Source organism: Burkholderia sp. AW49-1, assembly GCF_053427845.1.
In genome coordinates this window covers 151,410-178,057 of sequence record NZ_JBSAXF010000011.1, presented here as the reverse complement: position 1 = coordinate 178,057, position 26,648 = coordinate 151,410, and the positions used below count along the sequence as shown (strand labels likewise).

The 26,648-nt window shown below is 66.3% G+C and carries 25 protein-coding genes; 14 read left to right on the top strand and 11 right to left on the bottom strand.

What is annotated here, in order from left to right:
• Nucleotides 1-88: 88 nt before the first annotated feature.
• Nucleotides 89-1,456, bottom strand: coding sequence for a signal recognition particle protein (gene ffh / locus ACV22W_RS18870; protein WP_448020982.1), 1,368 nt, complete (start codon nucleotides 1,454-1,456; stop codon nucleotides 89-91).
• 89 nt (nucleotides 1,457-1,545) lie between these two features.
• Here ffh and ACV22W_RS18865 point away from each other — a divergent pair, with 89 nt between their 5' ends.
• From ACV22W_RS18865 to ACV22W_RS18835, 7 genes are all read left to right on the top strand, one after another.
• Entirely contained in the window at nucleotides 1,546-2,439 is an 894-nt protein-coding gene (locus ACV22W_RS18865; RefSeq protein ID WP_448020980.1) for a cytochrome C assembly family protein, read from the top strand.
• A gap of 13 nt (nucleotides 2,440-2,452) precedes the next feature.
• Nucleotides 2,453-2,770, top strand: coding sequence for a PP0621 family protein (locus ACV22W_RS18860; protein ID WP_448020978.1), 318 nt, complete (start codon nucleotides 2,453-2,455; stop codon nucleotides 2,768-2,770).
• Nucleotides 2,767-3,357 (top strand): 1,6-anhydro-N-acetylmuramyl-L-alanine amidase AmpD, encoded by a 591-nt coding sequence (gene ampD / locus ACV22W_RS18855; RefSeq protein WP_059608190.1) that lies wholly within the window; start codon nucleotides 2,767-2,769, stop codon nucleotides 3,355-3,357. Before ACV22W_RS18860 ends, ampD begins: the two co-directional genes overlap by 4 nt.
• A 452-nt stretch (nucleotides 3,358-3,809) precedes the next feature.
• Entirely contained in the window at nucleotides 3,810-6,803 is a 2,994-nt protein-coding gene (locus ACV22W_RS18850) for a ribonucleoside-diphosphate reductase subunit alpha (protein ID WP_448020976.1), read from the top strand.
• A gap of 363 nt (nucleotides 6,804-7,166) precedes the next feature.
• Nucleotides 7,167-8,378, top strand: coding sequence for a ribonucleotide-diphosphate reductase subunit beta (locus tag ACV22W_RS18845; protein WP_059535212.1), 1,212 nt, complete (start codon nucleotides 7,167-7,169; stop codon nucleotides 8,376-8,378).
• An 82-nt stretch (nucleotides 8,379-8,460) separates the two neighbouring features.
• Nucleotides 8,461-8,787 carry a hypothetical protein gene (locus ACV22W_RS18840; protein WP_082721943.1) on the top strand — a complete coding sequence of 109 codons (327 nt, stop codon included), beginning with the start codon at nucleotides 8,461-8,463 and terminating at the stop codon, nucleotides 8,785-8,787.
• Between the two features lie 28 nt (nucleotides 8,788-8,815).
• Nucleotides 8,816-9,499, top strand: a complete 684-nt coding sequence (locus tag ACV22W_RS18835) for a histone H1-like DNA-binding protein (RefSeq protein WP_059451920.1) — start codon at nucleotides 8,816-8,818, stop codon at nucleotides 9,497-9,499.
• A 213-nt stretch (nucleotides 9,500-9,712) separates the two neighbouring features.
• Here ACV22W_RS18835 and ACV22W_RS18830 read toward each other — a convergent pair whose 3' ends face one another.
• From ACV22W_RS18830 to ACV22W_RS18785, 10 genes are all read right to left on the bottom strand, one after another.
• A complete protein-coding gene (locus ACV22W_RS18830) occupies nucleotides 9,713-10,186 on the bottom strand; it encodes a glycine zipper 2TM domain-containing protein (protein ID WP_448020974.1) in 474 nt (157 codons plus the stop codon).
• Between the two features lie 19 nt (nucleotides 10,187-10,205).
• On the bottom strand, nucleotides 10,206-11,144 hold the full coding sequence (locus ACV22W_RS18825) for a carbohydrate kinase family protein (protein WP_448020973.1): 939 nt from the start codon (nucleotides 11,142-11,144) through the stop codon (nucleotides 10,206-10,208).
• A gap of 94 nt (nucleotides 11,145-11,238) precedes the next feature.
• Nucleotides 11,239-11,742: a thiol peroxidase gene (gene tpx, locus ACV22W_RS18820; protein ID WP_059535219.1), complete on the bottom strand. Its 504-nt coding sequence runs from the start codon at nucleotides 11,740-11,742 to the stop codon at nucleotides 11,239-11,241.
• Nucleotides 11,743-11,814: 72 nt separating this feature from the next.
• The gene (locus tag ACV22W_RS18815) at nucleotides 11,815-13,125 is read right to left on the bottom strand and encodes a zinc-ribbon and DUF3426 domain-containing protein (protein WP_448020972.1); all 1,311 of its coding nucleotides are present in this window, start codon (nucleotides 13,123-13,125) and stop codon (nucleotides 11,815-11,817) included.
• Nucleotides 13,126-13,170: 45 nt separating this feature from the next.
• Complete coding sequence (gene prmA, locus ACV22W_RS18810) at nucleotides 13,171-14,073, bottom strand: 50S ribosomal protein L11 methyltransferase (RefSeq protein WP_448020970.1); 903 nt, start codon at nucleotides 14,071-14,073, stop codon at nucleotides 13,171-13,173.
• A gap of 2 nt (nucleotides 14,074-14,075) precedes the next feature.
• On the bottom strand, nucleotides 14,076-15,443 hold the full coding sequence (gene accC / locus ACV22W_RS18805; protein ID WP_059535225.1) for an acetyl-CoA carboxylase biotin carboxylase subunit: 1,368 nt from the start codon (nucleotides 15,441-15,443) through the stop codon (nucleotides 14,076-14,078).
• 85 nt (nucleotides 15,444-15,528) lie between these two features.
• Nucleotides 15,529-16,005, bottom strand: a complete 477-nt coding sequence (accB, locus tag ACV22W_RS18800) for an acetyl-CoA carboxylase biotin carboxyl carrier protein (RefSeq protein ID WP_059465345.1) — start codon at nucleotides 16,003-16,005, stop codon at nucleotides 15,529-15,531.
• A 64-nt stretch (nucleotides 16,006-16,069) separates the two neighbouring features.
• A complete protein-coding gene (aroQ, locus tag ACV22W_RS18795; protein ID WP_027783493.1) occupies nucleotides 16,070-16,522 on the bottom strand; it encodes a type II 3-dehydroquinate dehydratase in 453 nt (150 codons plus the stop codon).
• 194 nt (nucleotides 16,523-16,716) lie between these two features.
• The gene (locus tag ACV22W_RS18790) at nucleotides 16,717-17,271 is read right to left on the bottom strand and encodes a TlpA family protein disulfide reductase (protein ID WP_448020969.1); all 555 of its coding nucleotides are present in this window, start codon (nucleotides 17,269-17,271) and stop codon (nucleotides 16,717-16,719) included.
• Between the two features lie 7 nt (nucleotides 17,272-17,278).
• Nucleotides 17,279-17,923 carry a UDP-N-acetylmuramate--alanine ligase gene (locus ACV22W_RS18785; protein ID WP_448020968.1) on the bottom strand — a complete coding sequence of 215 codons (645 nt, stop codon included), beginning with the start codon at nucleotides 17,921-17,923 and terminating at the stop codon, nucleotides 17,279-17,281.
• 233 nt (nucleotides 17,924-18,156) lie between these two features.
• On the opposite strand from ACV22W_RS18785, the gene mpl reads away from it, so the two are divergent.
• The 7 genes from mpl to ACV22W_RS18750 all read left to right on the top strand — a co-directional run bounded on the left by mpl (nucleotide 18,157) and on the right by ACV22W_RS18750 (nucleotide 26,430).
• Entirely contained in the window at nucleotides 18,157-19,542 is a 1,386-nt protein-coding gene (gene mpl / locus ACV22W_RS18780; protein ID WP_448020967.1) for a UDP-N-acetylmuramate:L-alanyl-gamma-D-glutamyl-meso-diaminopimelate ligase, read from the top strand.
• A complete protein-coding gene (locus tag ACV22W_RS18775; protein ID WP_448020965.1) occupies nucleotides 19,539-20,108 on the top strand; it encodes a YqiA/YcfP family alpha/beta fold hydrolase in 570 nt (189 codons plus the stop codon). The genes mpl and ACV22W_RS18775 overlap by 4 nt, the downstream gene beginning before the upstream one ends.
• Before the next feature lie 81 nt (nucleotides 20,109-20,189).
• Nucleotides 20,190-22,289, top strand: a complete 2,100-nt coding sequence (locus ACV22W_RS18770) for an RNB domain-containing ribonuclease (RefSeq protein ID WP_448020963.1) — start codon at nucleotides 20,190-20,192, stop codon at nucleotides 22,287-22,289.
• The gene (aroE, locus tag ACV22W_RS18765; protein WP_448020961.1) at nucleotides 22,286-23,152 is read left to right on the top strand and encodes a shikimate dehydrogenase; all 867 of its coding nucleotides are present in this window, start codon (nucleotides 22,286-22,288) and stop codon (nucleotides 23,150-23,152) included. The genes ACV22W_RS18770 and aroE overlap by 4 nt, the downstream gene beginning before the upstream one ends.
• 14 nt (nucleotides 23,153-23,166) lie before the next feature.
• Nucleotides 23,167-23,904, top strand: a complete 738-nt coding sequence (gene mtgA / locus ACV22W_RS18760) for a monofunctional biosynthetic peptidoglycan transglycosylase (RefSeq protein WP_448020959.1) — start codon at nucleotides 23,167-23,169, stop codon at nucleotides 23,902-23,904.
• A gap of 426 nt (nucleotides 23,905-24,330) precedes the next feature.
• A complete protein-coding gene (locus ACV22W_RS18755; RefSeq protein WP_448020957.1) occupies nucleotides 24,331-25,941 on the top strand; it encodes a S10 family peptidase in 1,611 nt (536 codons plus the stop codon).
• A gap of 84 nt (nucleotides 25,942-26,025) precedes the next feature.
• Nucleotides 26,026-26,430, top strand: a complete 405-nt coding sequence (locus ACV22W_RS18750; RefSeq protein WP_448020955.1) for an EF-hand domain-containing protein — start codon at nucleotides 26,026-26,028, stop codon at nucleotides 26,428-26,430.
• Nucleotides 26,431-26,648: the final 218 nt, after the last annotated feature.

Genomic DNA, 26,648 nt, shown 5'->3' with positions numbered 1-26,648 from the left:
TGGCGGGCAGTCGGTATACAAATAAGGATGAAGCAGAACGGCCGGCGCGCGCTACGGCAAAAACCCGCGCGCCGACCGACGGGCGGAATCAGCGCATGCCGGGCATCATGCCCTTCAGGCCGCGCATCATCTTCTGCATGTTGCCGCCCTTCAGCTTCTTCATCATCGTACGCATCTGGTCGTACTGGTTCAGCATCCGGTTGACTTCCTGCACCGGCACGCCCGCGCCGGCTGCAATGCGGCGCTTGCGCGTCGCCTTGATGATTTCGGGTTTCGCGCGCTCGGCGGGCGTCATCGAGCTGATGATCCCTTCCATGCGGCGGATCTGCTTCTCGGCCTGGCCCATGTCGGCGCCGGCCGCCGCCTGCTGGAACTGCGCGGGCAGCTTGTCCATCAGCGACGACAGGCCGCCCATGTTTTTCATCTGCGAGATCTGCGCGCGGAAATCGTTCAGGTCGAAGTCGCCGCCTTTCTTCACCTTGTCGGCGAGCTTCTGCGCGGCCTGCACGTCGACGCCGCGCTGGGCTTCCTCGACGAGCGCGAGGATGTCGCCCATGCCGAGGATCCGGTTCGCCATCCGGTCCGGGTGGAACACCTCGAGGCCGTCGAGCTTCTCGGCGACGCCGACGAACTTGATCGGCTTGCCGGTGATGTGGCGCACCGACAGCGCGGCACCGCCGCGCGAATCGCCGTCGAGCTTGGTCAGCACGACACCGGTGAGCGGCAGCGTGTCGTTGAACGCCTTCGCGGTATTGACCGCGTCCTGACCGAGCATCGCGTCGACGACGAACAGCGTTTCGGCCGGCTTCAGCGTGCCGTGCAGCGCCGCGATTTCCTGCATCATCGCCTCGTCGATACCGAGGCGGCCGGCCGTGTCGACGATCAGCACGTCATGGTAGTGGCGCTTCGCCCAGTCGACGGCCGCGAGTGCGATGTCGACGGGCTTCTGGTCCGGCGTCGACGGGAAGAAATCGGCGCCGACCTGTTCGCTCACCGTTTTCAGCTGCATGATGGCGGCCGGGCGATACACGTCGCACGACACCGTCAGCACCTTCTTCTTGTACTTCTCGCGCAGCAGCTTCGCGAGCTTGCCGACGGTCGTCGTCTTGCCGGCGCCCTGCAGGCCGGCCATCAGGATCACGGCGGGCGGCGTGACGGCGAGGTTCAGCTCGGCGGCCTTGCCTTCGTAGTCGCCGCCGATCACGGCGGTCAGTTCCTTCTGGACCACGCCGACGAGCGCCTGACCCGGCGACAGGCTGCTGATCACTTCCTCGCCGAGCGCCTTTTCCTTGACCTTGGCGATGAATTCGCGGACGACGGGCAGTGCGACGTCGGCTTCCAGCAGCGCGAGACGCACCTCGCGGAGCATCTCCTGGGTGTTCGCCTCGGTGAGCCGGGCCTCGCCGCGCAGCGTCTTGACGACGCGCGCCATCCGTTGAGTGAGATTGTCGAGCATGGGGAGCGATGGACAGTGGGGCCCGAAGGCGCAACGGAACCGAACAAAGGGAGCCGTCGCGGGAAGGGGGCCTAGTGTAAACTTCGAACATGGATATTGTACTGTATGCCCTCACCGCATTCCTGTACGGCGGCCTCGCCGTCGCAGGCTGGCGCACGCACCGCCAGGGCGCGACCTCGCTCGTCGCGAGCGTGCCGGCCGTGCCGGTTCCGGCGTCCGCCGCGTCGGGGATGAGCGGAGCCGGCCGCGCGCTGCTGTTCGCGGCGCTCGTCGCGCACGGCGTGCTGCTGCACATGACGATTTTTCCGCACGACGCGATGATCTTCGGCTTCGCGTTCGCGTTGTCGGCGATGTTCTGGCTCGGCGCCGGCATCTACTGGATCGAGAGCTTCTTCTTCCCGCTCGACAGTCTGCGCCTGCTGGTGCTGCCTCTCGCGTGCGGCGCGTCGCTGCTGCCGCTCGTGTTCGGCGGCGTGCGGGTGCTGCCTTATGCCGCAGCGCCGTTGTTCAAGATGCACTTCCTGATCGCGAACATCGCGTACGGCCTTTTCGCGATCGCCGCGCTGCACGCGGTCTTGATGCTGATGGTCGAGCGGCGCCTGCAGTCGCTGAGGAGCGGCGGGCGCGACGGCTCGACCGGCTGGATCGCGAGCTGGCTCGAAACGCTGCCGCCGCTGCTCACGCTCGAGAAGCTGCTGTTCCGCCTGATCGGCGCCGGCTTCGTGCTGCTGACGCTGACGCTCGCGTCGGGGATCCTGTTCAGCGAGCAGGTCGATGCGCGCGCGCTGCGGCTCGATCACAAGACCGTGTTCGCGGTGCTGTCGTGGCTGATGTTCGGCGGCCTGCTGGTCGCCCACAAGACGTCGGGCTGGCGTGGGCGCGGCGCCGCGCGCTGGGTGCTCGTGTCGTTCGCCGCGCTGCTGCTCGCGTATGTCGGCAGCCGGTTCGTTTTCGAGGTGCTGCTGCACCGCTCCGTGGTTTGAACGCAGGTTTCCGATGCGACAGATTCTTCTCCTGATCCTTCTCTTCTTCGCGGGTTCCTGGCTCACGCGCAAGCTGCGCCAGGCCCAGGAGCACGCGCAGGCGCGCAACGGCCGCGGTGGCGGCTTCGACGGCGCGCCCGGTTCCGCCGGCGCCGGGACGGCACGCCCGAACGGCGATGCGCGCTCGCTGCCCGAACCGATGGTGCGCTGCGCCGAATGCGGCGTGCATACGCCGAAGGGCGACGCCGTCGCCGCGGGTGGCGATTACTTCTGCAGCACCGAGCACGCGCAGCGCCACGGCGCACACGCGAGCGGCCGCGACGCCCGATGAGCGACGCAGCGCTGCTGTCGGTCGACGCGCACGGCTGGGTGCGCGAAGCGCGCCACGCGCCGTCGCCGAATTTCGAGGCGCGGCCCGCGGGCGCGGTGCCGACGCTCGTCGTCGTCCACAACATCAGCCTGCCGCCCGGCGAGTTCGGCGGCGACGCGATCGAGGCGCTGTTCCTGAATCGCCTCGATTGCGATGCGCACCCCTATTACCAGAGCCATCTGCGCGGTGTGCGCGTGTCCGCGCATTTCCTGATCCGTCGCGACGGCGAGCTCGTGCAGTTCGTGTCGTGCGACGAGCGTGCATGGCATGCGGGCGCGTCCGAGTTCTTCGGCCGGCCGCGCTGCAACGACTTCTCGATCGGCATCGAGCTCGAAGGCGCGGACGACGTGCCGTTCGACGCGGCGCAGTACGCGACGCTCGGCGTGCTCGCGCGCACGCTTGCCGCGCGCTATCCGATCGATGCGGTAGCCGGGCATTCCGACGTCGCGCCGGGCCGCAAGACCGACCCGGGGCCGCACTTCGATTGGCAACGCTTCGCAGGCGATGCCGGCTTTTCCGCCGAATACTTTCCTTTCCGTCAGCACTGAGCGCAGGGTTTTTTGGTCGGGGAAAGTTTTTTCTCCGACCAATGCCTTGTCGTGTCTGCGCGCGAGCGATGTCAAGACCTCCATCGCAAATTATCCGTTTTGACCTCGTCCGAATGTCCACTATACTTGGTGCCAGTTGAGCGGTTCTGTACTAGATATAGTGTGTGTCGCAGGGGAAACCCGAGCGGCACCGGCCGGCGGGCAACGCCGGCGGACAGGGTTCTCAGGGCGGCGCGCCAGGCCGGGCGGTCCGGGCGTCGCGATCAAGCGCAGCGAACTTCGACGGGGCAGGGTACACATGACGAAGCACACGACCGGAACGGTTGTCGCGCATCGACCGAACCGGCTTCCCCGACGCATCGCTCGCCTCTTACCGCTCGCGCACGCCATTGCGCAGCGTTCGTTTTAATCCGCGGTTCTCTCCGCACCATCCAACACCAGGAGCTTTGCACATGCAAACCACCGACAACGCGACGTCCCAGTACGAGAGCGCCTCGAGCCGTCCGCTCGGCGGGACCGAACAGGGCGCACAGGCGCTCGCGCCGCAGGCCACGTTCGCCGACTACAAGGTGATCCGCCGCAACGGCAGCGTGGTGTCGTTCGAGCCTTCGAAGATCGCGATTGCGGTGACCAAGGCTTTCCTGGCCGTCAACGGCGGGCAGGGCGCGGCATCGGCGCGCGTACGCGAACTCGTCGAGCAGCTGACGCACAACGTCGTGCGCGCGCTCGTGCGCAGCCGTCCGAACGGCGGTACGTTCCATATCGAAGACATCCAGGACCAGGTCGAACTCGCGCTGATGCGCGGCGGCGAGCACAACGTCGCGCGTGCGTACGTGCTGTATCGCGAGAAGCGTCACCTCGAGCGCCAGCATGCGGGCGAGGAAGCAGCGGCGGCGAGCGGCGAGGCGAGCACCGGCATCAACGTCGTCGACAACGGCGTCACGCGTCCGCTGGACATGAACGCGCTGCGTGCGTTGATCGTGTCGGCGTGCGACGGCCTCGGCGCTGCGGTTAACCCTGACCCGATCGTCGCGGAAACGGTGAAGAACCTGTACGACGGCGTGCCGATGAGCCAGGTCTACGACTCGGCGATCCTCGCTGCGCGCACGATGATCGAAAAGGATCCGGCATACAGCCAGGTCACGGCCCGCATCCTGCTGCACACGATCCGTCGCGAGATTCTCGGCGAGGAAGTGGTCCAGGCCGAGATGTCGGCCCGCTACGCCGAATACTTCCCGCAGTTCCTGAAGCGCGGCGTCGACGCCGGCCTGCTCGACGACAAGCTGCTGCAGTTCGACCTGAAGCGCCTGGGCGAAGCGCTCGACGCGAACCGCGATCTGCAATTCGGCTACCTCGGCCTGCAGACGCTGTACGACCGCTACTTCCTGCACGTCGACGGCTCGCGCATCGAAATGCCGCAGGCATTCTTCATGCGCGTCGCGATGGGCCTGTCGCTGAACGAGATCGACCGCGAAACGCGCGCGATCGAGTTCTACAACGTGCTGTCGAGCTTCGACTTCATGAGCTCGACGCCGACGCTGTTCAACTCGGGCACCCACCGCTCGCAGCTGTCGTCGTGCTACCTGACGACGGTCGCGGACGACCTCGACGGCATCTATGAAGCGCTGAAGGAAAACGCGCTGCTGTCGAAGTTCGCCGGCGGTCTCGGCAACGACTGGACCCGCGTGCGCGCACTCGGCTCGCATATCAAGGGCACGAACGGCAAGTCGCAAGGCGTGGTCCCGTTCCTGAAGGTCGTCAACGACACGGCCGTCGCGGTCAACCAGGGCGGCAAGCGCAAGGGCGCGGTGTGCGCGTACCTGGAATCGTGGCACCTCGACATCGAGGAATTCCTCGAGCTGCGCAAGAACACGGGCGACGACCGCCGCCGTACGCACGACATGAACACGGCGAACTGGATTCCCGACCTGTTCATGAAGCGCGTGATGGAAGGTGCCGACTGGACGCTGTTCTCGCCGTCGACCTGCCCGGATCTGCACGACAAGTTCGGCGCGGAGTTCGAGAAGGCTTACACGGCTTACGAAGACAAGGTCGCGCGCGGCGAGATCAAGCTGTTCAAGAAGATCCCGGCGCAGCAACTCTGGCGCAAGATGCTCGGCATGCTGTTCGAAACCGGCCACCCGTGGATCACGTTCAAGGATCCGTGCAACGTGCGCTCGCCGCAACAGCACGTCGGTGTCGTCCATTCGTCGAACCTGTGCACGGAAATCACGCTGAACACGAGCGACACCGAAATCGCGGTGTGCAACCTGGGCTCGGTGAACCTCGTCGCCCACCTGGTGAAGCAGGCCGACGGCAGCTACGCGCTCGACCACGACAAGCTGAAGCGCACGATCAGCGTCGCGATGCGCATGCTCGACAACGTGATCGATATCAACTACTACGCGGTGCCGAAGGCGCGTAACTCGAACCTGAAGCACCGTCCGGTCGGCATGGGCATCATGGGCTTCCAGGACTGCCTGCACCTGCTGCGCACGCCGTACGCGTCGGAAGCGGCCGTCGAGTTCGCCGATCGTTCGATGGAAGCGGTCTGCTACTACGCGTACTACGCGTCGACCGAGCTGGCCGAGGAACGCGGCCGTTACTCGAGCTACCGCGGCTCGCTGTGGGATCGCGGCATCCTCCCGCAGGACACGCTGAAGCTGCTGACGGAAGCGCGCGGCGGCTATGTCGAGGTCGACACGTCCGAGTCGCTCGACTGGACGACGCTGCGTTCGCGGATCGCCGCGCACGGCATGCGCAACTCGAACTGCGTCGCGATCGCGCCGACGGCGACGATCTCGAACATCATCGGCGTGTCGGCATGCATCGAGCCGACCTTCCAGAACCTGTACGTGAAGTCGAACCTGTCGGGCGAATTCACGGTGGTCAACGAGTACCTCGTTCGCGACCTGAAGGAACGCGGCCTGTGGGACGAAGTGATGGTCGCCGACCTGAAGTACTTCGACGGCATGCTGTCGCGCATCGACCGCATCCCGGCCGACCTGCGCGCGATCTACGCGACGGCGTTCGAAGTCGACCCGACGTGGCTGGTCGAAGCGGCGTCGCGTCGTCAGAAGTGGATCGACCAGGCGCAGTCGCTGAACATCTACATGGGCGGCGCGTCGGGCAAGAAGCTCGACGAGGTCTACAAGCTTGCATGGCTGCGCGGTCTGAAGACGACCTACTACCTCCGCACGATGGCGGCGACGCACGTCGAGAAGTCGACGGTCGCACACGGCGCGCTGAACGCAGTGCCGACGAGCGGCGGCTCGAGCAGCGGCGGCGCGCAAGGCGCGGCAGGCGGCTTCGGTGCGGCGGGCGGCGATGCATCGTCGGGCGCGGTCAATGCTGCACCGGCGCTGACGCCGGTCGAAGCAGACGGTCCGGTGTGCACGATGCGTCCGGGCGACCCGGGCTTCGACGAGTGCGAAGCCTGCCAGTAACGCGGCGCGCATGACCTGAAGAAGGTTCGGGCGGCGCGCACGGCAACCGATCGAGGTTGAAGTGTGCGCCGCTCTCAACTAAAAAAATGATAAGGAATCTGTAACGCGGCACTTGCGTTGCAGGCAGTGACAAGCGATCGAAGCATCCCCGACGACGTCGCGTTTCGATCAGCGTTCGATGCGTCGAGCGCACCTTGCGGTACATGCGTGACACGCGTCGCGCTCTGCATGAACGACGATGCGTTGCTCAAAGTGTTGTATCGAGGTCGCAACGCGAATCGAAAAAAGGATTTTTCGTGAGCGAACCCTTTTATCGCTCAGGAAAAGATGGTACAAACCGTTCTAAATTGATGGTGAGAATTTATGCTCAACTGGGATGACGAGAAGACTGCCGTAACCCCCGCGAGCGGAGCGCAGCAAAACGCAATGCGCACCTCCGCAGGGATGGCTGTCGGACTGCAGGCTGCAACGCCTGCCGCCCATCAGGTCCGCGACATTTTCGAAGGCGATCTTGCGGTGCCGCCGCAAGCATCGGCTGTTCCCGCTGGTGGTTCGGAAGCGCGGGTCAATGTCGCCGACAAGCGCATCATCAACGGCCAGACTGACGTCAATCAGTTGGTGCCGTTCAAGTACAAGTGGGCGTGGGAAAAGTATCTGGCGGGTTGCGCGAACCACTGGATGCCGCAGGAAATCAACATGTCCCGCGACATCGCACTGTGGAAGGACCCGAACGGTCTGACCGAGGACGAGCGCCGCATCGTCAAGCGCAACCTCGGTTTCTTCGTGACGGCCGATTCGCTCGCCGCGAACAACATCGTCCTCGGCACGTACCGCCACATCACGGCGCCCGAATGCCGGCAGTTCCTGCTGCGCCAGGCGTTCGAGGAAGCGATCCACACGCACGCGTATCAATACATTGTCGAATCGCTCGGTCTCGACGAAGGCGAGATCTTCAACGCGTACCACGAGGTCACGTCGATCCGCGCGAAGGACGAGTTCCTGATCCCGTTCATCCACACGCTGACGGACCCGGCCTTCAAGACCGGCACGCTCGAAGCGGATCAGAAGCTGCTGAAGTCGCTGATCGTGTTCGCCTGCATCATGGAAGGCCTGTTCTTCTATGTCGGCTTCACGCAGATCCTCGCACTCGGCCGCCAGAACAAGATGACGGGTGCTGCAGAGCAATATCAGTACATCCTGCGTGACGAGTCGATGCACTGCAATTTCGGCATCGACCTGATCAACCAGATCAAGCTCGAGAACCCGCATCTCTGGACCGCGGAATTCCGCGCCGAGATCCGCGAGCTGTTCAAGCAGGCTGTCGAACTCGAATACCGCTACGCAGAAGACACGATGCCGCGCGGCGTGCTGGGTCTGAACGCGTCGATGTTCAAGAGCTATCTGCGCTTCATCAGCAACCGTCGTTGCCAGCAGATCGGCCTCGATCCGCTGTTCCCGAACGAGGAAAACCCGTTCCCGTGGATGAGCGAGATGATCGACCTGAAGAAGGAACGCAACTTCTTCGAGACGCGTGTGATCGAGTATCAGACGGGCGGTGCGCTGTCCTGGGAATAACCCGCAGCAGCGAACCCGTCACATGATGGAGCAGCCGGCGGCCTCTCGGCCCCGGCCCAAGGTTTAGGAGCAAGAACGCCTGATGCAAAGCATGCCCGGTGCCTTATCGGCCCAACGACATGATCGGCACTTTGCGAACCCTTCAGTGGGATGGGCAAACTTCCCTCCGGAAAAAGCGGGCGGCCGTGTGGCGGTCCGCTTGATCAAGCGATTAGGGGTAGCGGCGCGAGGTGCGCCGGCTACCGACTTGATTTGGCGCGCGAGGCCATGGGGTCACGCGCGCCATACCGTATTCATTAGCGTAAGCGCGTGGTATCCGCGTACGCCGATGAATAGCCCGCTTCGAAGCGCACGTCCTGAACAGCGTCCGCGGGAAGCGGGTTTTGACGAAGGGTGTAGTTTGAACTGACTCTCATCTGAACCTGAAGGAGAACAACATGGCTACTGCCAAGAAAAAACCGGCTGCTAAGAAGGTCGCTGCCAAGAAGACCGTTGCGAAGAAGGCTGCTGCTCCGGCGAAGAAGGCCGCTGCGGTGAAGAAGGTTGCTGCGAAGAAGGTCGCGGTGAAGAAGGTCGCCGCGAAGAAGGCAGCACCGGCGAAGAAGGCTGCTGCGAAGAAGGTCGCGGCAAAGAAGGTCGCAACGAAGAAGGTTGCAGCCAAGAAGGTCGCTGCGAAGAAAGTCGCGGTGAAGAAGGTTGCCGCGAAGAAGGCAGCACCGGCGAAGAAGGCCGCTGCGAAGAAGGTTGCAGCCAAGAAGGTCGCAGTGAAGAAGGTTGCTGCGAAGAAGGCAGCACCGGCGAAGAAGGCCGCTGCGAAGAAGGCCGCGCCGGCGAAGAAGGCTGCCGCCAAGAAGGCTGCGCCTGCGAAGAAGGCCGCTGCGAAGAAGGCTGCCCCTGCCAAGAAGGCTGCGCCTGCGAAGAAGGCTGCCGCTGCTCCCAAGGCTGCCGCACCGAAGGCTGCCGCACCGGCGAAGAAGGCTGCTGCTCCGAAGAAGGCCGTCGTGAAGAAGGCTGCACCGGCAACCACCGCGTCGACCGCATCGGTCGCGCCGGCATCGGGCGTGAAGACCGCGCTCAACCCGGCAGCGGCATGGCCGTTCCCGACCGGCAGCCGTCCGTAATCGCGGCTGACAGTACCACCCGGACACTCACGTGGTGTCCGTGGGTTGAGTAGCGCTACTCAATCGGTCCCGCCATCTGGCTCAGGTGGCGGGATTTTTTTCGTCCGTATTCGTCGATGTGTCGACCGGCTGCCGGGCACGGACGAAAAAAACGCATGTGCAGCTTCGCACATGCGTTCGACCGCGGCTTGCGCCGCGTGCTGAGGATGCTCGTTAGTGCGTGACGCGCGTGACACCGCCGCTCGACAGCAGTCGCACACGCTCGCCGGCGCGGAACACTTCGCCGCTCGCCGCCTGCGTGATCGAGCGCAGGTCGCCGTTGTCGAGGCGCACGGTGATCTCGACACCGTTCGCCGTGCTGAGGTTTTCGCCGACCGCGTTGCCCGCGACCGCGCCGACGAGACCGCCCGCGATGGCCGTCAGGATCGACCCCTTGCCGCCGCCGATCGCACTGCCCGCGACCGCGCCGAGCGCACCGCCACCGAGCGTGCCGATCGCGCTGCCGCCGCCATCGGACTGGATGCGCACGGCACGGACGCTTTCGACCGTGCCCATGCGAACGGTTTGTTCGCGCTGTGCCTGGCCAACACTATAGACATCTGCCGAGCCCGGTGCCGTGAAGCACCCCGCGAGCGTCATCGTGGCCGTCAGCATGGCGGCAAGCGTGAGGGTTTTCTTGGTCAACATTTTTGCTCTCCCACAATGTTCATTTGAGACTGTACCCGAAGGCAGCCTCGAAGCGCGCGTCGATTTCGGCGCGCGTCAATGCGTAAGTTTGAGGCCCCTGGTGGGCGATCTTGATCGAGCCCATCAGGCTCGCGAGGCGGCCCGTGGTTGCCCAGTCGAGGCCATACTCGATGCCGTACAGCAGGCCGCCCCGGAAGGCGTCGCCGCAGCCGGTCGGATCGACGACACGCTCGGCTTGCACGACCGGAATCTGTTCTTCGCCGTTTTTGTGAAGAATGGTGGAGCCGTGCTCGCCGCGCGTGATGATCAACGCCTGAACCCGGCTGGCGATTTCCTGTTCGGACCAGCCCGTCTTGTCGCTGACGAGCTTGCCCTCGTAGTCGTTGACCGCGACGAAGGTCGCGAGTTCAATGATGCGGCGCAGCGTCGCACCGTCGAACAGCGGCAGGCCCTGGCCCGGATCGAAGATGAACGGGATGCCGGCCTTCGCGAATTGCTCGGCGTGCTGGACCATCCCGTCGAAGCCGTCCGGCGCGACGATGCCGAGCTTCACGCCCGACACCTCGTCCGCGCGGTTCAGGTGCGACTGCATCATCGCGCCCGGGTGGAATGCGGTGATCTGGTTGTTCTCGAGATCGGTCGTGATCATCGCCTGCGCGGTGTGCGTCTCGGGCACCACGCGCACGCTGGCCTTGGACAGGCCGAGGCTGTCGAGACGCTCGAGATAGCGATCGGCGTCGTTCGCGCCGACCGTCGCCATGATGCGCGCGTCGCCGCCGAGCGTGTGCAGCGCGTAAGCGATGTTCCCCGCGCAACCGCCGAATTCGCGACGCATCGTCGGCACGAGGAAGCTCACGTTCAAAAGGTGAACCTGGTCGGGCAGGATGTGCTCGCGAAACCGGCCTTCGAAGGTCATGATGTTGTCGTAGGCGAGCGAGCCGCAAATCAGCGTAGTCAAGGCGTGCGTTCCTGTAGAGAGCAAAAGGAAGCGGCCGCCCGGCCGGTGCGCCGAGGCCGTCGGGCCTCGCGCGGCAGCGCCGGGCGGCAGCGGGTTACTTCAGTGCGGCGAGCGCTGCGTCGTAGTTCGGCTCGTCCTTGATCTCGCCGACGAGTTCCGCGTGGATCACCTTGTCCTGCGCGTCGAGCACGACGACCGCGCGGGCAGTCAGACCGTTCAGCGGGCCGCTCGTCACGTCGACGCCGTACGCGTTCGCGAACGCGCGGGCGCCGCGGAACGTCGAAGCCGTCACGACGTTTGCGAGGCCTTCGGTCGTGCAGAAGCGCGTGGCGGCGAACGGCAGGTCGCCGGATACGACGATCACGACCGTGTTGTCGAGCGACGACGCAGCTTCGTTGAACTTGCGGGTCGACGTTGCGCAGGTCGGCGTGTCGAGGCTCGGGACGATGTTCAGCACCTTGCGCTTGCCGGCGAAGCTGGCAAGCGACAGATCGGCGAGATCCTTGCCGACCAGCTTGAAGTCGGGGGCTTGCGAGCCGACGGCCGGGAACGTGCCGGCGAGATCGATCGGGTTGCCACCCAGCGTAACTTTGCTCATGTTCGTGCTCCGAAATAGCGCGCCGCTGCGGCGCGCGGGTTGAGACGGCGCGCATGCGCGCGCCGCGGGGCGTCACGGATAGAAGATCTGGACGCGGAAATTCGAGGCGGGCGCGCCGTTCGTGTCGAGACGGACGACCATCGTCCGCGTCGTGCCCGGCGGCAGCCCGGCGTCGATCGGGGTGCCCGGGCGGACGTAGTCGCGCGGCGCGAGCACGCGGCGCACGGTCACGTGATTCGTGTCGTCGAGCAGCGTCAGCTCGAGCGACGGGTAGGCGAGTGCGACGCGGTAGCGGTTCGTCAGCGGCACCTTCAACTCCAGCACGCGCGGGCCGTCGAGCTGGCGCAGGTCGGCCGCGTCGAGCCGCAGGCCGTCGATCGCGCGCGGCGGCGTGACCGTGCAGCCGAGCGGCGCGCACGCCTGCCGGAACCAGCCTTGCGTGACCGGCCAGTAGATCATCACGGTTTCGCGCTGCCACCACGCGAGTTGCGCGACGAGCAGCACCGCGAGCGCGGCGGCGACGAGCCCGCCGAAAAAGCCGCCGAGCATCCCGCGTCGCTGTGGCGCGCGCGTCTCGCGGGTCACGGCGAAGTGCGGGCGATCGTCGTCGGCCAGTGCGGCGGGGAAGGGCGCGGCCGGTTGGACGGCCGCTTCGCTGGCCGCCGCGGCCGGTGCGGGGGCGCGCTCGTCGGCGTCGGCGCCGGGATCGGGGACGGCTTGCGCCGGCATGAATGCGAAGCGCGGTTCGCGCGGTGCGCGTTCGTCGTCGGGTACGGAGAAGTGCGCGTTGCCGACAGGTTCGTCCGCGTCGGCCGCCGACGGCCTGTGCGCGACGAAGCGCGGTTCGCGCAGGTCGGGTTCCGCGGGTGGCGTGGCCCGCGATGTGTCGGATGAGTCGAATTCGTGCTGCGCCCGATCCGGCTCGGCCGACGCGACGGCGTGCAGTTCGGCCGGAGCCGATGCGATCGGGGCAGGCGTGCCGGACAGGTGGACGACGCCGGCGTCCATGGCCGGCAGCGCGAGCGGAACCAGCGGCTCGGTGCGCACGGTCTGCACGGTGTGCTGCAGGGACGGGTCGACGCCGGCATCGAGCCACGGCGCCCACATGTCCCAGCCTTCGGGCTGGTAGTCGGAACCGGACGTCGGCTCGACCGGTGCGTCGGTGGCGAAGAGCCGCGCGGGCGCGGCTTCGTGTTGCGGTACGGCGGCGGCCGGCCCGGCCGGTGCCGCTTCGGTCAGCGCCGGCTCGGGAACGAGCGACTGCGACGCGCTGAAGACCTGATGGCAGTGTCCGCAGCGCACGAGCCCATCATGCAGCGAGAGCTGTTCCTGCTGCAGCCGGAAGACGGTTTCGCAATGAGGGCAGCGCGTCGCAAGAAGCATGTCGAGCCGGGCGGCCTGCTGGCCAGAGTGAAGGACAGCGCTATTCTAATGGCTTTCCCGCCGCGTTCCGGCGAGGCATACCCAACCTTCGTGTTCGCGCCAGACCGAGATGTCGACGTAGCGCGCATAGACGGCCGCGACTTCGTCCGCCTGGCGCGCGAGCACGCCCGACAGTGCGATGCGCCCGCCCGGTTTCACCTTCGATGCGAGCATCGACGCCATCAGTTTCAGCGGGTTCGACAGGATGTTGGCGACGACGATGTCGAACTCACCGGCCGGGCATGCGTCGGGCAGCCCGTACGTGACTTCCGCGTGGTTGCGTTCGCTGTTCTGCCGCGCCGATTCGACCGCTTGCGGATCGATGTCGATGCCGACCACGGGGTTCGCCCCGCATTTCTTCGCGAGGATCGCGAGAATGCCCGAGCCGCAACCGTAGTCGAGCACGGAATGGCCGGGCTTCACCGACTGTTCGAGCCACTCCATGCAGAGGCGCGTGGTCGGGTGGCTGCCCGTGCCGAAAGCGAGGCCGGGGTCGAGTTCGAGGATCAGCGCGTCGGGGTCGGGTGCGTCGTGCCACGACGGCACGACCCAGATCCGCTCGCCGATCGGAATCGGCTCGAACTGCGACTGCGTGAGCCGCACCCAGTCCTGTTCCTCGACTTCGCGTACGTCGAACTTCGGCGTCTCGGCGACGCCGATCTCGTTCGCGGCCGCCGCGAGCAGCACGGCCGGATCGTGATCGGGCGACAGCAGCGCGATCACGCGCGAGTGCTGCCACGCGGTGCGTTCGGGAACGAGGCCCGGCTCGCCGAAGAGCGGCTGTTCGTCGGGCGTGTCGGCGTCGGCGTCCTCGACGGACACCGACAGCGCGCCCAGATCGAGCAGCGCGTCGGACAGCGCCTCCGCATGCTCACGGGCCAGTTCGACGACGAGTTCGCGATAGCTCATGCTTACGCTTCTTCCGGTGCGACCTGCTGCTTCTGGGCGAGCCGGTGTTCGAGATAGTGGATGCTGGTGCCGCCTTCGACGAACTTCGAGTCGATCATCAGCTCGCGGTGCAGCGGGATGTTGGTCTGGATGCCTTCGACGACCATTTCCGACAGCGCGATGCGCATCCGGCGGATCGCCTGGTCGCGCGTCGCGCCGTAGGTGATCAGCTTGCCGATCATCGAATCATAGTTCGGCGGCACGAAATAGCCATTGTACGCATGCGAATCGACGCGCACGCCGGGGCCGCCCGGCGTATGCCACGACGTGATCCGGCCCGGCGACGGCGTGAACTTGAACGGATCTTCCGCGTTGATCCGGCATTCGATCGCATGTCCGCGGAACTGGATGTCGCGCTGGCGCAGCGCGATCTTCTCGCCGGCCGCGATGCGGATCTGTTCCTGGACGATGTCGACGCCCGTGATCATCTCCGACACCGGGTGCTCGACCTGCACGCGCGTGTTCATCTCGATGAAGTAGAACTCGTTGTTCTCGTACAGGAATTCGAACGTGCCCGCGCCGAGATAGCCCATCTTCTTGCACGCGTCGGCGCAGCGGTCGCCGATGCGCTCGATCAGGCGGCGCGGAATGCCGGGCGCCGGCGCTTCCTCGATCACCTTCTGGTGACGGCGCTGCATCGAGCAGTCGCGCTCGCCGAGCCAGATCGCATTCTTGTGCGCGTCCGACAGCACCTGGATTTCGATGTGGCGCGGGTTCTCGAGGAACTTCTCCATGTACACCTGCGGGTTGCCGAACGCACGGCCGGCTTCCTCGCGGGTCATGTTGACCGCATTGACCAGCGCGGCCTCGGTGTGCACGACGCGCATCCCGCGCCCGCCGCCCCCGCCCGCTGCCTTGATGATGACCGGATAGCCGATCGCGCGGGCAATCTTCACGATCTCCTTCGGATCGTCCGGCAACGCGCCTTCCGAGCCCGGCACGCAGGGCACGCCGGTCTTGATCATGGTCTGCTTCGCGGTGACCTTGTCGCCCATCAGGCGGATCGTTTCCGGACGCGGGCCGATGAACGTGAAGCCCGACTGCTCGACGCGTTCCGCGAAGTCGGCGTTCTCCGACAGGAAGCCGTAGCCGGGGTGGATCGCCTCGGCATCGGTGACTTCCGCGGCGCTGATCAGCGCCGGCATGTTCAGGTAGCTCAGGTTCGACGGGGCCGGGCCGATACAGACGGCTTCGTCCGCGAGGCGGACGTACTTGGCTTCCTTGTCGGCTTCCGAGTAGACGACCACCGTCTTGACGCCGAGCTCGCGGCACGCGCGCTGGATGCGCAGTGCGATTTCACCGCGGTTGGCAATGAGGATTTTTTCAAACATAGCGAGTATTCGTCTCTTCGAGGGGCGCGCGAACGGCGCCTGGCGAGCATCGGCGGTGCGCGGCCGGACAGGCCGCGCGGCGGGCTTAGCCGATCACGAAAAGCGGCTGGCCGTATTCGACGGCCTGGCCGTTCTCGACGAGGATTTCCTTGATCACGCCGGCCTTGTCCGACTCGATCTCGTTGAGCAGCTTCATCGCTTCGATGATGCAGATGGTCTGGCCTTCCTTGACCGTGTCACCGACCTGGGTGAACGGGTCCGCGCCCGGCGACGGCGCGCGATAGAACGTGCCGACCATCGGCGACGTCACGACGTGGCCTTGCGGTGCGGCGGGCGCGGCAGCGGCGCCTGCGGCCGGCGCGGCAGCCGCGCCTTCGGTCGGCAGCGCGACCGCCGGGGCCGGCGCGCTGACCTGCGGGGCAAATCCGCCCGTCGGCTGGACATAGACCGGCGGCGCGTTCTTGACGATACGCACCTTGCCTTCGCCTTCCGTCACTTCCAGCTCGGAGATGCCGGATTCGGAGACGAGGTCGATCAGAGTTTTCAGCTTACGAAGATCCATCGGGAATTCCCCTTTCAATACGTGAAAGCGCCGGTGGGACCGGCGCTGAATCTAGATCGCGAAATCAGCCGCGCGACGCGCCTTGCAGCTTGTCGAGCGCGTACTCGAGCGCGTACAGATAACCTTTCCAGCCGAGCCCGCAGATCACGCCTTCGGCCTGGTCGGAAAAGTAGGAGTGGTGCCTGAACGCTTCGCGGCGGTGCACGTTCGACAGATGAACCTCGACGAACGGGATGCCAACGCCGGCGATCGCGTCCCGGATCGCGACGCTCGTGTGCGTATACGCGGCCGGATTGATCAGGATGAAATCGGTCTGTTCCTCCCGCGCGGCCTGGATGCGGTCGACGAGCGCGCCTTCATGGTTGCTCTGGAACGACGACAGTTCGGCGCCGGCCTCCCGTGCCCGCGCGGCAAGCGCCTGATCGATCTGCGCGAGCGTGACGCGGCCATACACCTCCGGTTCCCGGGTGCCGAGAAGGTTCAGGTTGGGGCCGTGCAGCACCAGCAATCGTGTCATGGTCGCTTCTATTTCTGCGGAATTGCGCGAACTTTAGCGCTATTTAGAGAAATTTGTCTAGTTTTGCCGAACGGCCGGGCGCGCCGGACCTGCAAGAATTACCGGTGCGGGCGCGAAGTATCGGCGAATTCCCGTGAAATTGCGGCGATCGACGCACAAATCGCCGCCAACGCGCACGCAGTCGTTCAGGGCAATCACAACGCGTCCAGGGTCTTTTTCAGCTCGGCCGGTTGGATTTGTCCCAATTTTGTCTCGCGAATCTTGCCGGTTTCGTCGATGACGACCGTAAACGGTAGCGCGCCGGCGGTATTTCCAAAATTCCGGGCCAGATCGGCGCCCGCATAACCGCTGACGAAAACCGGATAGTCGACCTTCACCTTCTGCAGGAAGTTCTTCACGTTCTGGTCGGAATCGACGCCGATCCCGATGAAACGGATCCCCTTCTGCTGGTATTGGTGCGACAGCGCGACGAGCTCCGGCATCTCTTCGACGCACGGGCCGCACCACGACGCCCAGAAATTGACCACGACCTTCTGGCCCTTGAAGGAAGCGAGCGACGCCGGCTTGCCGTCGACGCCGGTCAGCGACGCGGCCCACAGCTGGTCGGCCGGGCTGCCTTTCGCGGTGGATGCGGCGACGGCCACGCCGTCATCGGTGCTGCCGCCGCGGAACCAATGGCCGGCGGCGAGCCCGCCGGCGACGGCGGCGGCCGCGACCACCGCGAGCGCCAACATGCGTTTCATCATCATCGTTGAATCATTCCGGTTCGGAAGGGGCGTTGCTGGCCTCGAGCAGCGCGCGCAACACGGTGGCGTCGGCGCGGGCGACCCGGCCGCGGGCGTCGGCCTTGACCGCGCCGCGCAGGTCGTCGCTCGCGTAGAGCGCGACGTGAATGCCGATCGCGTCCACGTCGCGCCGCGGGCGCCACAGGAAGCTGAGCGTCTCGACGTCGGCGCGACCGGCGAAATGCCGCGTTTCGGACACGTCGTACTGAACGTTCTGGTTCAGCAGGTAGATCGCGACGTCCTTCGGGTTGTCGGTGAATATCTGCAAATGGATGTCCGAATGCGCGTTCGCGGTGCCGTTCAGCACCGCGCCCGTCACGTACGGATTGAACTCGGCGAGCCGGCGCATCCAGTCGAGCGCGATCTCGCGCAGGCGGCGCAGTTCGTCCGGCTGCGTGTCGCTCTGGAACAGGGCGAGGTACTCGCGCAGTTCTTCCTCGATCAGGTCGTTATCCGGCAGCCATTCGCCGGCAACGCGTGTATCGCCGAACAGCTGGCGCGCGGCCTTGCGTTTCGCGCCGGCGTAATCGAGGCCGTCTTCCGCGATCAGGCGGGCGGCGGACTGGGCAATTTCCTCGCGGGCGCGCCGCGGGTCGATAAGAGGTTTGCGAGACATGATCCGGCAATCATACTCGATCGCCGCCACGGCCGAACGCGGTGCGGCCGGGTGCCGCCCGCCGCACCGCGCGGCGTTCGGATCCATCGTTCGGGCCGCCGGGCAGGGCGGGCCGTCAGTTACAATGACGGTCTTTGTGTCGCGGCGAAAGTCGTTGGCCGGGCGGCCCGTCCGGCGTGCCGCAGACCATCTTTCCGAATCGACGGCGCCCGGCGGCGCGAAAGCATTCATCTATGCACATCCACATTCTTGGCATCTGCGGCACCTTCATGGGCGGTCTCGCCGTGCTCGCGCGCGAGGCGGGCCACACGGTGACGGGTTGCGACGCGGGCGTCTATCCGCCGATGAGCACGCAGCTCGAAGCGCAGGGCATCACGCTGATCGAGGGCTACGGCGCCGAGCAGATCGACCTGAAGCCCGACCTGTTCGTGATCGGCAACGTCGTCACGCGCGGCAACCCGCTGATGGAGGCGATCCTCGATCGCGGCCTGCCGTATGTATCGGGCCCGCAATGGCTCGGCGAGCACGTGCTGGCCGGCAAATGGGTGCTGGCGGTCGCGGGCACGCACGGCAAGACGACCACGTCGTCGATGCTCGCGTGGCTGCTGGAAGATGCGGGCCTGAACCCGGGCTTCCTGATCGGCGGCGTACCGCTGAACTTCGGTGTGTCGGCGCGGCTGACCGATTCGAGTTTCTTCGTGATCGAGGCCGACGAATACGACACGGCGTTCTTCGACAAGCGCTCGAAGTTCGTCCACTACCGGCCGCGCACCGCGGTGCTCAACAATCTCGAATTCGATCACGCCGACATCTTCCCGGATCTCGCCGCGATCGAAACGCAATTCCATCACCTCGTGCGTACCGTGCCGGGCGTCGGCCGGATCGTGACCAACGGCCGCTCGGACGCGCTGGAGCGCGTGCTCGCGCGCGGCTGCTGGAGCGAGGTCGAGCGGTTCGGCGTCGACGGCGGCTGGCAGGCGCTGCCTGCCGAGGACGGCGTGCCGGTCGACGAGCGTTTCGCGGTGTATTCGCAGGCCGAGCGCGTCGGTGAGGTCGCGTGGCAGGTGCAGGGCGACCACAACCGGATGAACGCGCTCGCGGCGATCGCCGCCGCGCGCCACGTCGGCGTGCCGCCCGCGCAGGCTGCCGAATCGCTCGCATCGTTCCGCAACGTGAAGCGGCGCATGGAAGTGCGCGGCAGCGTGGACGGCGTGACCGTCTACGACGACTTCGCGCACCATCCGACGGCGATCGAAACGACGATCGCCGGTCTTCGTGCGCGCATCGGCCGTCAAAATTCCCGCATTCTCGCCGTGCTCGAGCCGCGTTCGAACACGATGAAGCTCGGCGTGATGAAGGCGCAACTGCCGGCAAGCCTCGCCGACGCCGACCTGGTGTTCGGCTACGGTGCCCCGGCCGGGCGCGACGCGCTCGGCTGGAACCTCGGCGACGCGCTCGCGCCGCTCGGCGACAAGGCCCGCGCGTTCGACGATCTCCATCTGCTGGTGAAGTCGGTCGTCGAGGCCGCGCGCCCGGGCGACCACGTGCTCGTGATGAGCAATGGCGGCTTCGGCGGCGTGCACCAGAAGCTGCTCGACGCGCTCGGGAGCCGCGCGTGATCCTGTATCTGCACGGATTCCGGTCGTCGCCGGAGTCGCAGAAGTCGCGGCTCCTCGCCGCGCGCATGGCCGAACTCGGCCGCGCGCACGAGTGGCGCTGCCCGTCGCTGTCGGTGTCGCCGCTCGAGGCGATCGCCGTCGCGGAAGCCGAGGTGGCCGGTGCGCATGACGTGACGGTGATCGGCAGCTCGCTCGGCGGCTACTACGCGACCTGGCTCGCCGAAAAGCACGGCTGGAAGGCGGTGGTGCTGAATCCGGCGATCGTGCCGCAGCGCGATCTCGAGCAGTATCTGGGCGAGCAGCCGTTGTGGCACGGGGGCGGGTCGATCGTCGTCGAGCGCCATCACCTGCACGAGCTCGATGCGCTGCGCGTGCCGGCGATTTCGCGGCCCGAACGCTACTATCTGTTCGCGGCGACGGGCGACGAAGTGCTGGACTACCGCGAGATGCTCGCCCATTACCCGGGCGCGAAAACGCGCGTGATCGAAGGCAGCGATCATGGAATCAGCGAATTTGCCGACTATGTCGACGACGTTCTCGCCTTTTGCGACGAAAGAACGTCATGAACCCGGCGTCATGCCGATCGAATTCCCATCATCATGCGGCGCCGCCGATGCGGCGTCCGGCAGTCTGAACGAGAGTACTGAGTGAACGTTTTCTTCGAGGAATCGGGCAGTTTCAAGGCGGGCAGCGTGCTGTCGCGCCAGGGCGACGCATTTCAGGTCGAGTTGCCCGGCGGGCGGCGCGCGAAGGTGCGTGCGAAGGACGTGCTGATCGAATTCGAGAAGCCGGCCGCGAGCGAGCTGATGCAGGAAGCCGATACGGCCGCGCAGCAGATCGACCTGGATTTCCTGTGGGAATGCGCGCCGGCCGAGGAATTCGCATATACGGCGCTCGCCTCGGAATATTTCGGCGCGACCTACGGCCCGGTCGAGCGCGCGGCGCTGGTGCTGCGGCTGCACGGCTCGCCCGTCTACTTCCGACGCAAGGGGCGCGGCCAGTATCAGCGCGCGCCGGAAGAGCAGCTCAAGATGGCGCTCGCGTCGCTCGAGCGCAAGCGCCAGCAGGCGCTCGTCCAGGCGCAGTATGAAGAGGAACTGAAGGCCGGCAAGCTGCCGGAAGCGTTCGCGGGCAAGGTGCTCGGGCTGCTGACGCGGCCGGACAAGAACGCGATCGAATACAAGGCGATGGAAGCGGCCGCCGGGGCGCGCGGCGTGTCGCCGGCGCGGCTGATGCTCGACTGCGGCGGCATCGCGTCGCCGCGTGCGCTGCACGAGGCGCGCTTCCTCGCGGAATTCTTCCCGCACGGCACGGGCTTTCCCGCCGTCACGGTCGGCCCGCTGCCGGACGACCTGCCGCGCGCGGACGTCGAGGCGTTCTCGATCGACGACATCACGACGACCGAAATCGACGACGCGTTCTCGGTCGAACACCTGTCCGACGGTCGCGTGCGGATCGGCGTGCACATCGCGGCGCCGGCGCTCGGCATCGTGCGCGGCGACGCGGTCGACGCGATCGCGCGCGCGCGCCTGTCGACCGTCTACATGCCGGGCGACAAGATCACGATGCTGCCGGACGACGTCGTCGACGTGTTCACGCTGAAGGAAGGCGATTACCGCCCGGCGCTGTCGCTGTACATCATCGTCAACCGCGAGACGCAGGAGATCGTCGCGAACGAGACGCGTGCCGAACTCGTGTTCGTGAAGAACAACCTGCGCCACAACACGCTCGACGAGCTCGTCAATGAAGAGACGCTCGCGGCCGGCACCGGCGACTACCCGCACAAGGACGACATCGCCGTGCTGTGGCCGCTCGCGCAGGCGCTGTTCGAGAAGCGCCAGGTCGCGCGCGCGGGCTACGGCCTGAAGCGCGAAGTGCAGCGCAACACCGACTACAACTTCTACGTCGAAGGCGAGCACGTGACGATCACGCCGCGTCGCCGCGGGTCGCCGCTCGACCTGATCGTGTCGGAGCTCGCGATCCTCGCGAACTCGACGTGGGGCGCGTTCCTGCACGATCACACGGTGCCCGGCATCTATCGCTCGCAGCGCGGTTTCGGCGCGCCGGGCCCGAAGCGCACGCGGATGCAGACGACGGCTGCGCCGCACGAAGGCCTCGGCGTCGCGCAGTATGCGTGGAGCACGTCGCCGCTGCGCCGCTACGTCGACCTCGTGAACCAGTGGCAGCTGCTCGCGTGCGTGCAGCACGGCGTCACCGCGAAGCTCGCCGCGCCGTTCAAGCCGAAGGACGCCGACCTGTACGCGGTCGTGCAGGGCTTCGACGACACCTATACCGCCTACGCCGACTACCAGCGCCGGATGGAGTACTTCTGGTGCCTGCGCTGGCTCGCGCAGGAGCAGAAGAAGCAGGTCGTCGCGAGCGTCGTGAAGGGCGACCTGGTGCGCCTCGAGGAAATTCCGCTGCTGCTGCACGTGCCGGGGCTCGGCGTGCATGCGCGCGGCACGCGCGTGCTGCTCGACGTGATGTCGCTCGACGAGTTGACGATCGAGGCGTCGGTGCGGCTGCTGAACGTGCTCGATGCGCCGACCGTGACGAGCGGCGACGCGGCCGACGACGAAGACGAGGCCGAAGGCGGCGACGACACGCTGGTCGATGCGGAAGACGCGTCGGCGGAAGCCGAGGCCGAGGCACTGGCCGAAGCGGACGGCGCGGCGGTCGAAGACGGCGAGGCCGCGAGCGGCACCGGCCAGGAAAGCGAAGAACGCGAAGCGGGGCGCGCATCATGAACGCAGCCGCGTCGACGAGCGGCGCCGACCGCTACGTGGTGTTCGGCAATCCGGTGGCGCACAGCAAGTCGCCGTTCATCCACGCGCAGTTCGCCGCGCAGACAGGCGAGGCGATCGTCTACGAGCACCGGCTCGCGCCGGTCGACGGCTTCGAAGCCGCCGTGCGCGCATTCATCGCCGAAGGCGGGCGCGGCGCGAACGTGACGGTGCCGTTCAAGCTCGACGCGCATGCGCTTGCCGACACGCTGTCGCCGCGCGCGGCGGCGGCGGGCGCGGTCAACACGCTACGCATCGAAGCCGACGGCCGCATCTACGGCGACAACACGGACGGCGTCGGCCTCGTGCGCGACATCGAATCGAATCTCGGCGTGTCGCTCGCGGGCGCGCGCATCCTGCTGCTCGGTGCGGGCGGCGCGGCGCGTGGCGTTGTGCTGCCGATGCTCGAGCGCGCGCCGCTGTCGATCACGATCGTGAATCGCACCGCGAGCAAGGCGGAGGCGCTCGTCGGTCAGTTCTCGCAGGCCGCGCACGATGCGGGCTGCGTGCTGTCGGGCGGCGGCCCGGACGCCGTGCGTGCGGAACCGTACGACGTGATCGTCAACGCGACGGCCGGCAGCCTCGACGCGGCGCTGCCGGAGTGCGACGCGGCCGCGTTCGGCCCGGGCACGCTCGCGTACGACATGATGTACGGCGCGCAGCCGACCGTGTTCATGCAGCATGCGGCGTCGCTCGGCGCACGCACGGCCGACGGGCTCGGGATGCTGGTCGAGCAGGCGGCCGAATCGTTCTTCATCTGGCGCGGCGTGCGGCCGGACGGCGCACCGGTGCTGGCCGCGCTGCGCCAGGCGCTTGCGGCCGCCTGACCGGAGCGCGACAGGTGGTGGCGGTGAGCGGCACGCAGCGCACGCGGACGATCAGCCCGACCCGCTGGATCGTCTACGCGGGTTCGGTGTTCGCGGGCGCGTGGCTCGCGACGCAGCTGTTCTATTTCGCGCAGATCGCGCTGTGGTCGGTCATCAATCCGGGTTCCACCGCGTTCATGCGGACCGACGCATGGTGGCTGTCGCGCGACGATCCGCCCGCTCGGATCCAGCACCAGTGGGTGCCGTACGACCAGATCTCGCGCAATCTCAAGCGCGCGCTGATTGCGTCGGAGGATTCGACCTTCGCGACCAACAACGGCTACGACGTCGACGCGATCCTGCAGGCGTGGGAGAAGAACAAGGCGCGCGGACGGATCGTCGCGGGCGGTTCGACGATCACGCAGCAACTCGCGCGCAATCTGTTCCTGTCGCGCGAGAAGAGCTATATCCGCAAGGGGCAGGAGCTGATCATCACGTGGATGCTCGAGACGGTGCTCGACAAGGAGCGAATCTTCGAGATCTACCTGAATTCCGTCGAATGGGGCCGCGGCGTGTACGGTGCGGAGGCCGCCGCTCGCTATTACTACAGGATTCCCGCGAGCCGGCTCGGCGCGTGGCAGTCGGCGCGCCTCGCGGTGATGCTGCCGAAGCCGCGCTGGTTCGACGCGCACCGCGGCTCGGCCTATCAGGCGCAGCGCGCGGCCGTGATCGCCCGCCGGATGGGCGCGGCCGAACTTCCGCAATCGCAGTGATCGGCGCGCCCGCGCCGTCACATTGTCCGTTCCGTCGCCGGTGCGCCATTGGTGCGCTGCAGCGCATTCGTGTCGCCCGCATTTCGGGACACATCCATTAGACGAATTCGTCTATTTCGCCTTACTGAGCAATACTCGCCCGCGGGGCATTTTGTTTGCCGATATGGCGCGAAATCCGCGCGGTTTTAGTGTTTCCGGGTAAACGCGAAAGCAGTTGAAAGGCTACCGAAAAACAATGGTTCGTCAATCGAAGCATTCCTGAAAGGTGTGCACCGCACCGAACGTCGCTCAAATATTTCCAAATTTTTCAAAGCCCACCCGCTCACGTATATTGGCCAGCGCCTCGGCTTATCGGCCGCAATCGAGGCGGGGGGCGGCTTACCCGGCTGCTCGACACAAAAAACATTCGAGAGAAGGAAAGCAACGATGCCAGCGAGCAAAGCGAAGCTGTTGTTGGGAGTTGTGTTCTCTTCGCTGATTCTGACGGCCTGCAACGACGACGTGACGTCGTCCTCCGCAGCAGGTGCCGACAATTCAGCCGATCCCGCCGCTCAGGTGGACAAGCCGTACAACGATCCCAACAGTTATTCGTCGAGCGCGACCGCGTCGCTCGACGCGTCCGCCGCGGTCGAAAAGGCCGCCGTCACCCATCACCAGATCACGCTGAACGGCAAGACGATTCGCTACACGGCCACCGCTGGCCACCTCGTCGCGCGCAATCCGCAGACGGGCGCGCCCGAAGCATCGTTCTTCTACGTCGCGTACACCGCCGACAACCAGCCCGCGGCGAAGCGGCCCGTCACATTCCTGTACAACGGTGGCCCCGGCTCCGCATCGGTGTGGCTCCATCTCGGCTCGTTCGGTCCGAAGCGGATCCAGACGGGCGACCCGAACGCGAACGCATCGACGTTCCCGTTCGTCGACAACGCGGAAAGCCTGCTCGATACGACCGACCTCGTGTTCGTCGATGCGATCGGCACCGGCTTCTCGGAGGCGATCGCACCCAACACGAACCAGACGTTCTGGGGCGTCGACCAGGACGGCGGCGCGTTCCGCGACTTCGTGACGCGCTACATCGCCGTGAACCAGCGCGACACTTCGCCGAAATACCTGTTCGGCGAGTCGTACGGCACGCCGCGCACCGACGTGCTCGCGAACCTGCTCGAGACGGCCGGCGTGAAGCTCGACGGCATCGTGCTGCAGTCGTCGATCCTGAACTACAACACGAACTGCGACATGGCGAGCGACTATGTCGGCAACTCGAACAACGGGGCGAGCCCCGTGAGTTGCGCGGGCTTCGTGCCGTCCTACGGCACCGTCGGCGCGTACTACCAGCTCGACAACCCGAACCCGTCGAGCCTGCCGCAATATGCGGACCAGATGCGCCAGTTGACGGCCGGCAGCTACGCGCCCGCCGTGAACGCGTATCTCGCGAGCCACACGCCGCCGCCGCCGACGCTCGTCACGACGATGGTGAATTCGACCGGTGTGAAGCAGACGCTGTGGAACGCGGACTTCAACGTGGTCCCGACCTTCTTCGACAACAGCTTCCAGGTGTCGCTGATCCCGGGCACGCTGATCGGCCGCTACGACGCACGCGTGAACGTGCCGTCGTCGAGCCCGCTCGCGGCGGACGGCGACCCGTCGAGCACGTTCATCACGAAGCCGTTCACCGACACGATCGGCAGCTACCTGCCGAACGTGCTGAAGTACAGCGCGCAGTCGGCGTATTCGGTGAGCAGCAATGCGATCCAGACCTGGGACTGGACGCACGACGGCCTCGCGATGCCCGACACGATTCCCGATCTTGCGGCTGCGCTGACGCTGAATCCGTCGCTGAAGGTGTTGTCGCTGAACGGGTATCACGACATCGCGACGCCGTTCTACCAGACCGAGCTCGACCTCGCGCGGCTCGGCTCGCAACCGAACCTGACGATCAAGGACTATCAGGGTGGACACATGGTCTATCTCGACGATACGTCGCGTCCGCAGGAGAAAGCCGACCTCGTGACTTTCTACAACGCGGCCGCGCACTGATGCGATGTGCGGGCCTGGCGACGCGCGCCCGTGGCGGCGCCGTTCGCCGGCCGTCGACGACCTCATTCCAGACTGGAGCCTGACATGAAGAAACGTTTCATCGTCGTTGCCGCCGCGCTCGCATGCGTCGGCGTTGCAGCATCCGCATCGGTGTCCGCGTTCGCGCAGGCGAGCGACGCCGCCACCCCGGCGCGCGCGCGCCAGGCGCAGCTCGGCGATCCGTACGTGCCGCCGGCCGCGCGCAAGCCGACCGCCGGCACGCAGACGACGGGCGCCGCGCTGCACGCGCAGGTGGTGCGCAAGCTCGCGCGGCAGTTCGGCGCGGCCGATACGCAGAACACCGGCTCGATCACCGAAGCGCAGGCGCGCGCGGCCGGCCTCGGCTATGTCGCGAATCACTTCCGGCAGATCGACGCGAGCGGTAGCGGTCGCGTGTCGTTCTCCGACGTGCAGCGCTACATGCAGGCGCGCAGCACGAGCCAGCAGTAAGCGCCGCGCGGGTGACCAACGGGGGCGGAACCCGCGACGCATCGGGTTCCGCCCCCGTGCGCATGGCGCGGCCGTTTCGCGACGGCCGTCGCAGCCCGTTGCCGGCGTATCTCATTATCTGGACAACGCATTCAAATATTGGAGACGAGTGCGTGCGCTCCTACAATCCGAAGCACATCGACAGCTTCGGACCCACGCATCGCGCGGCGCCCGACGCA